Source organism: Nocardioides nematodiphilus, assembly GCF_020216525.1.
GTDB classification, from domain to species: Bacteria; Actinomycetota; Actinomycetes; order Propionibacteriales; family Nocardioidaceae; genus Nocardioides; species Nocardioides nematodiphilus.
In genome coordinates, this window is the sequence record NZ_JAIWOY010000015.1 from 58,081 (window position 1) to 65,084 (window position 7,004).

Genomic DNA, 7,004 nt, shown 5'->3' on the forward strand with positions numbered 1-7,004 from the left:
CCTCTCCGCCACCAGGTTGCCTCTATCTCCTCGGAATGTGACGCACGGGGCTGCACTCGTGGACGAAGAGGGGTCAGGTCCGTTCGAGCCGCCGTGCGAGGTAAGGCGCCGTCGCGCTGCCTTCGGCCTTCGCGATGGCAGCCGGCGTGCCGGTCGCGACGACCTGCCCACCGGCGTCACCTCCGCCGGGGCCGAGGTCGATGACCCAGTCGGCGGTGGCGATGACGTCGAGGTTGTGCTCGACGAGGACCACGGTGTTGCCGGCGTCGACGAGCCGGTGCAGCAGCCGCAGCAGGAGCGCGGTGTCAGCGGGGTGCAGACCCGAGGTCGGTTCGTCGAGCAGGTAGAGGGCGTGGCCGCGGTGGGCCCGCTGGAGCTCGGTCGCGAGCTTGATGCGTTGTGCCTCGCCTCCGCTGAGCTCGGTCGCCGGCTGGCCCAGGGTGAGATAGCCCAGGCCCACGTCCTGAAGCGCCTGGAGGCTGCGCGCGGCGGCCGGCACGTCGGCGAGGAACGTCGCGGCATCGTCGACGGGCATCGCGAGGACCTCGGCGATGTTCTTGTCACGGTAGGTGATCTCGAGCGTCTCGGCGTTGTACCGGTCGCCGTGGCAGGCCGTGCAGGGTGCGTAGGTGCCGGGCAGGAAGAGCAGCTCGACCGAGACGAACCCCTCGCCCTGACAGGTCTCACAGCGACCCTGCGCGACGTTGAAGGAGAACCGACCTGCCCCGTAGCCGCGGGCGCGTGCCGCATCGGTGGCGGCGTACAGCTTCCGCACGGCGTCGAAGAGCCCGGTGTACGTCGCCAGGTTGGACCGTGGCGTCCGGCCGATCGGCCGCTGGTCGACGAGCACCAGCCGGTCGAAGGAGTCGAGAGCGGTCCGGTCCTCGGCGAGGACCTGGCTGACCAGGGTGGACTTGCCGGAGCCGGAGACCCCGGTGACGGCGGTGAGGACGCAGACCGGGATGTCGACGGTGAGGTCGTGCAGGTTGTGGCGGCTGACGCCGGCCAGCTGCACCCAGCCCTGCGGGGCGCGGACGTCGTGCACCAGCCGCTCGGCCCGACCGAACAGGTAGGCGCTGGTGGCCGACTCCTTCACGTCCTCGAGTCCGGCCACGGGCCCGCTGTAGAGCACGTTGCCCCCTGCCGCGCCCGCACCGGGGCCGATGTCGACGACCCAGTCGGCCCGCCGTACGACGTCGAGGTCGTGCTCCACGACGAACAAGGAGTTGCCGGCCGCCTTGAGGCGATCCAGGACCTCGAGCAGCGGCTGCGCGTCGGCCGGGTGCAGGCCCGCCGAGGGCTCGTCGAGCACGTAGACGACCCCGAACAGGCCGGAGCGCAGCTGGGTGGCGATCCGCAGGCGCTGCGCCTCGCCGGGGGACAGCGTCGTGGAGCTGCGCCCCAGACTCAGGTATCCCAGGCCCAGATCGAGGAGCACCTCGATGCGGGCGACCAGGTCGGCGCAGATGCGCACCGCGACCTCGTCGGCCTGCTCGGGCGACTCGGGCGACTCGGCGACCGGCCGCAGGAGCGCGACCAGCTGGGTGAGCGCCAGGTCGTTGACCTCGGCGATCGAGTGCCCGAGGAAGGTCACGGCAAGGGCCTCCGGCCGCAGTCCGCTGCCCCGGCAGTCCGGGCAGGGCGCGTCCTCCACGTACCGCAGGGCTCGCTCGCGCATCCGCTCGCTCTTGGAGTCGGCCAGGACGTGCATGACGTGCTTGCGCGCGCTCCAGAACTTCCCGTAGTAGCCGTAGTCGATGCGGTCGCGCTCGGGCTTGATGAGCACGGACGGCTGTTCGTCGGTGAACAGGAGCCAGTCGCGTTCCTTCTTCGCCAGGCTGTGCCAGGGCGCGTCGACGTCGATGCCCAGGCCGGTGACGATGCTGCGCAGGTTGGCCCCCTGCCAGGCACCGGGCCAGGCGGCGATCGCTCCTTCGCGAATGCTCAGGGATCGGTCGGGCACGAGCAGGTCCTCGGTGACGTCGTGCACGACGCCCAGTCCGTGACAGCGCGGGCACGCGCCGGCGGCGGTGTTGGGGGAGAAGGCCTCGGCGGCGAGGTGGTCGACCCCGGTCGGGTAGTCGCCTGCTCGCGAGTAGAGGATCCGCAGCAGGTTGGACAGCGTGGTGAGGGTCCCCACCGACGAGCGCGACGTGGCCGCCCCGCGCCGCTGTTGCAGCGCCACGGCCGGTGGCAGCCCGGAGACCTCTTGGACGTGGGGTGCCCCGACCTGCTGCAGCAACCGGCGAGCGTACGGCGCCACCGACTCGAAGTAGCGACGCTGCGCCTCCGCGTAGAGCGTGCCGAACGCCAGCGACGACTTCCCTGAGCCGGAGATGCCGGTGAACGCCACCATGGCGTTACGAGGAATGTCGACGTCGATGTTGCGGAGGTTGTGCTCGTTGGCGCCGCGGACGCGCACGAAGGTGTCGATCGCATCGCTGGTCACGCGCCCTCCGTACCCCGTCAGCGGTCGGAGATGTCGCAACCGACGGCTCATCTGCCGACCTTGGTGTCGTGTTCGGTCATCGCCGGCCTGGGGGATGAAGACCTGCTGCGCTCAACTCCAACCGGGCGAGGCGCTCGATGACGGCCGGGTCGTGCCGCCGCCAACCCGCCACAGGGTCTTCGTCGATGCGTGCCAGGACGTGGAGGGGCTGGTTGGTGAGGGCACGCAGCGCGAACAGGTCCGGGCCGGCGCCGGCGTCGAGGAGGCGCTGCCCAGCGGTGGCACGGCGGACGAACCGGATCCGCGGGGGCAGGTAGAAGACCAGGAGCAGCACCACCGGGAGCAGCACGACCATCACCCCGAGCCAGTTCGCGAGGGCCGTGGCCGCGTGCTCTTGGCGCTGCCCCGCGGTGGCGAGGGCGGAGGCTGCACCGCTGGCGCCGTCGAAGGGGCTGCTCACCGAATCACCGACAAGTGGGACGCCGGCCAGGCTCTGGCCGGCATCGTGCAGCCGGGATGCCAGATGGGTGGCGGAGGAGTCGATCTCGCGACCGGGTGTGGCTAGCCTCAACGCGGCGTCGTGCACCTTCGCAGCGACCGCGATGCACAGTACGACGTACAGCACGGCCGCGAGATCACCAGCGGCCTGGACGCCGCGGCGAGCGGGGGAGTCGGCGTAGAGCTTCATGTGGCTCCGTGCCCGGGACCGGCAGCCGCGACACCCGCCTACGCGTCCTGCTGATCGGCCCACGTGCGCTGCCGCTTTGCTCCCGCGCGGGTATAGAGACCCATCCATCGGAGTCCGACCGTGATGACAAGCCAAGCCGAGCTTGCGTAGCGCGCCCGCTCGCAATGTCCAGCACGAGCGGGTTGCAGGCCGTCGTGCACCGTGCCGCCGGTACGCGATGGGCATGATGCCCTGGAGCGGCGCGCCAGCTCGCGGCGGAGCGACGTGACCTGGACGGTAGCGGCGAATGGAGGCAGCTCCGGTCCGCGCGCCCATCGCGTAGATCCGGCACGTCACCGCGCCCGCGTCGCCCCTCGTCAACCACACGACGGTCGGCATCGTCACGCAGGTCCGACCGGTTGATGATCAGTGCCACCCATCCTCGCCACGCAGCCCCGCAAAGGTACGTGCCCGCCGCGCTCGCACCCATGGGCGTGAGCGTGTCTCACCCGAAGGAGAAACGCCGACGGACACGCAAGAAGCCGGTACCCCGTGGCCAGGGTTGCGACGCCTCGCGGACGGTAAGCGCTTGAGGGTGCGACGTGGTCCGCACACGGCGGTGTGATGCAGGAACGCTCGGGCTTGCATCTGACGATGGGCGTGTGGAAATGAGGGGACTCGAATCGTGAAGGAGGGGCTCGCCGCCAAGCGGCGAGCAGGTCCTCGACGGTGATCTGCCCGTCGAGCGACACCCGCGCAAGCACTCGGCGGCGGCTCGATGTGCGTCGAAGAAGCGGGTCTCGACGATGGAGTGCATCTCTGCGTTCAGTCGTCGGTAGGGTCCTCAGATGCGGCCAGTCATCCGGTGCTTCAGCGTCAACAATCCGCACGGTCCTGAGGTCGAGGACCTGCCGCTTCTTCTTCGCCGCCTTGCGGACGCGGTTGAAGCTGAGGGCATTCGCCCTGACGAGCTCATGGACGTGACGCTCTCGAACGATGAGCTCATCGACGAGGGTTACTTCTGTTGGCGGGCGACGGTGTACTGGCAGCCGAATGAGACCGACAACCTGTGAAGGGTAGTTGTTTACGGATCTAGTACTCAGGGACGGATGAGTGTGTCCCTCAGGCGGCGGAATGACATGTCCGCGATATCGGCTACTCCCGGCCGTGCCGGTGCACCGCAAGTCCTGATGCGAATCATCAGCGCAGTCGTCGCGGTCCCTCTACTCTCCGAGATGTGAGGGCGGGGACGCGATTGCTCGGCGGTGCGGCCGCAGGACTCATCTCCATCGCATTGCTCAGCTCGTGCGGGCAACATCCGGACGATCGGAAGGCCGGCTACGACCGGATTGGGTCCGTAGGATCCGATGTGCTGTCCGCGAAGGTCGACCATGAGAACGATGGCGAATACGTCGACGTCCGGCTCCGCGACGAAGCCGGCAACCTCTTGTGTGACGGCCGTGGTCCACTGATGACTGCTCAGCAGACGCCCGCCGTCTGCGACGGCGCAAGTACCAACGCGTACGTGTACGTAGGACAGCAGCCGAAACGAGGAGTAACCGCGCCGATGTGCCGCGAGAGCGGCGAGCCCATCGCTCTACCTCGGCTCGCAACGGCCAGCAAGTGGGCGGCGGACTTCGTTCTGTGGGTCGACCGATCAGGCGACGACTTCGCGCGCGTACGCCACTGCGGATCGGTGAACGCGGACTGACCCGCGCGCGTCAGTCCGTGCGAATCAGCGGCATCGGCCCGTCTTCGAAGAACTGGGCCAGAAGCTCGAGGTTCACGTAGAGAATCCTCAGTCATCGGACGGGATGGGCGCAGCCATATGCCCATTCGGTCTCCCCGGTTTGGCCCGCGTATGGCCGTGCTCGGCTAGCCGTCGGCGCGTGATTAGCTTGACCGCGCTCCTCGTGGACTTTGTCGTGACAGGGACTAGCGGGCAGAACGCTGCAACTCGACCAGCACAGCCCCGCGAGCGAGATCGACGACGCGCATGACACGCCAGTCGGCTCGTGTGTCGGTGAGGTCGAACGCGTCCCACTCGTAGTCCCCGACCAGAACGAGTTCGCCGGTCGCCGTCAGCCGCGAGTTAGGAGTGACTGTTGACGCACTCCCTTTGAACTGCACCTGGAAGCGGTCTGAGTCAACGGATAGCACCAGTTCTGCACCGGCACGTTGGTGATGATTCGAGTCCTCGTCCCCGGTCCAGACGTCCACTGCGGCAGCGGCTGTTCCGGTCAGGGCGTACACAACCGGCGTTCGTTCGGTGCTCTCGAACCGCGTGACCTCGCAAATGCCGTCCGGCGTGTGGCCGTCGACGGCCGTGATCTGACCATGAAGGCGCACTCCGGCCGAAGGAAACAACGAATCTACCTCTGGCCGAGGTCGCCCACTCTCCACGAGCATCCAGTCCGGCACGCGCACCCACATGCACCCATCCTGGAGCACGCATCTAGCGACGACCGCTCATCGGCAGATCCGGCTGAGGCGTCCGGCACGCGGCGAGATGACGCAACGGCGGATGCGGCAGGTGACGGTGCAGCGTCTGCCACTCTTGGTGCGTGGATGTCAGAAGGGTAGATCCGCGCGACCAGACCTGGGAGTTCGGCGATCCTCTCTACCGGGTGTACTTCCACGACGCGTACGGCGCCTCGGACGAGTACGAGATCGAGGGAGCTAGCGGGATAACAGAGGTGCTGGCCTGGGCCGGAAGCAAGCCAGGGGTCCGCTCGTTTGTCGTATACGTGTGTGTGCCGCAGGACGGACTCGGATTGGTTCGACTGCACGGCAAGGATCCGAACGAGTCCTGACCGCGAGCGCGTCCTCGACGCGGCGGATTGACGCAGTCCTTCAACTTCGATGACCCGAGCGGTTGGAACTACGGCGTGAGTCGCGTCTCGAGTGCAGCAAGCCGTGACCGGAGCTCGTCGATGTCTTCATCGAGTCGAGGAGACAAATCCGTCACGCCGCGGCGGTAACGGGAGACTCGCTTCGGGTTCCCTGCCTGGGGCCGGCCTTGATCGCTGTAGAGCAGTCCTAGGCGACTCCGAGGCGCCTCCAGGTTCCCGGCTGGGCCGCCTCACGGGTCATGCCACGGATGCCATCTAGTCTCGGGCGCGGCAGTCCGCACGCGGCGACTCGACACACCCGGGCGCGCCGCGGATGGGCTGCATTTGCTGGCACCGGCGACCAAAGCCGCCGAGATGACGAGGCGCCCGGCTGTTCACGGGCGGAGGAGCGGCGGCTCAATCCGCGTGAGAAATGCGGCCAAAGGCATCTAGAGCGCCGGAATCACCAATCTGGCGGATCTTCTAACTAGTCCTGGTCGTCGGCCCGCTTCCTGCCCTTGACTGCGCATAGAAAGGAGGGATGACGATGGATCTGCAGATGGCGTATGCCACGCTGGGCATCGACGAGGGAGTGCCCATTCGCGAGGTACAGCAACGCTATCGTGCCCGCGCTCAGATGCTGCACCCTGACCGGGTGCAGGGCAGCCCGAAGCTCCTCGACGAAGCTTCGAGAGCCATGGCCGAGTTGAACGCGGCTTGGGAGGTTGTCGCCGATGCCGACCGGCGTGGGGCGCGCCACCAGAAAACTCGGGGGTTCGAACACGCTGAGCAGGAACCTCTACGCACTGCCGGGCAGGGGGAATGCGACTCCTGCGGTTCGTTCCCTGCGGCACTCGTGCAGTACCGAGTCGTAGTCGGGACCGTCCTCTTCTGGCGCACGCGCGGCGTCACTTTGGAGCTTTGTCGTACCTGCGGCCTCTCGATGTTTCGCGAGGCGCAAGCGGAGACCATGACGAAAGGATGGTGGGGCATGAGTTGAGTCCCCGATAGTGGTGTAGCGCGGTCGCCAAGATCGTCCCTGGCTTGGACGTAGACG

Annotated in this window: 6 protein-coding genes; 3 read left to right on the forward strand and 3 right to left on the reverse strand. The window is 67.7% G+C overall.

Translation table 11 applies throughout. The features are described 5' to 3' along the window. Positions 1-73: 73 nt before the first annotated feature. Together uvrA and KSO98_RS17815 are read right to left on the reverse strand one after the other, a co-directional pair. Positions 74-2,449 carry an excinuclease ABC subunit UvrA gene (uvrA, locus tag KSO98_RS17810; RefSeq protein WP_225287089.1) on the reverse strand — a complete coding sequence of 792 codons (2,376 nt, stop codon included), beginning with the start codon at positions 2,447-2,449 and terminating at the stop codon, positions 74-76. A gap of 76 nt (positions 2,450-2,525) precedes the next feature. Beyond that, positions 2,526-3,137: a hypothetical protein gene (locus KSO98_RS17815; RefSeq protein ID WP_225287091.1), complete on the reverse strand. Its 612-nt coding sequence runs from the start codon at positions 3,135-3,137 to the stop codon at positions 2,526-2,528. A gap of 827 nt (positions 3,138-3,964) precedes the next feature. Between KSO98_RS17815 and KSO98_RS17820 the strand changes: the two genes are divergently transcribed. Both KSO98_RS17820 and KSO98_RS17825 read left to right on the forward strand, forming a co-directional pair. Further along, entirely contained in the window at positions 3,965-4,189 is a 225-nt protein-coding gene (locus KSO98_RS17820) for a hypothetical protein (RefSeq protein WP_225287092.1), read from the forward strand. A gap of 296 nt (positions 4,190-4,485) precedes the next feature. Beyond that, positions 4,486-4,827: a hypothetical protein gene (locus tag KSO98_RS17825; protein ID WP_225287093.1), complete on the forward strand. Its 342-nt coding sequence runs from the start codon at positions 4,486-4,488 to the stop codon at positions 4,825-4,827. A gap of 224 nt (positions 4,828-5,051) precedes the next feature. On the opposite strand, the gene KSO98_RS17830 is transcribed toward KSO98_RS17825, so the two are convergent. Continuing rightward, positions 5,052-5,549 (reverse strand): hypothetical protein, encoded by a 498-nt coding sequence (locus tag KSO98_RS17830; protein WP_225287094.1) that lies wholly within the window; start codon positions 5,547-5,549, stop codon positions 5,052-5,054. 939 nt (positions 5,550-6,488) lie between these two features. Here KSO98_RS17830 and KSO98_RS17835 point away from each other — a divergent pair. Next, positions 6,489-6,947 carry a J domain-containing protein gene (locus tag KSO98_RS17835; RefSeq protein ID WP_225287095.1) on the forward strand — a complete coding sequence of 153 codons (459 nt, stop codon included), beginning with the start codon at positions 6,489-6,491 and terminating at the stop codon, positions 6,945-6,947. The last annotated feature ends 57 nt before the right edge of the window (positions 6,948-7,004 follow it).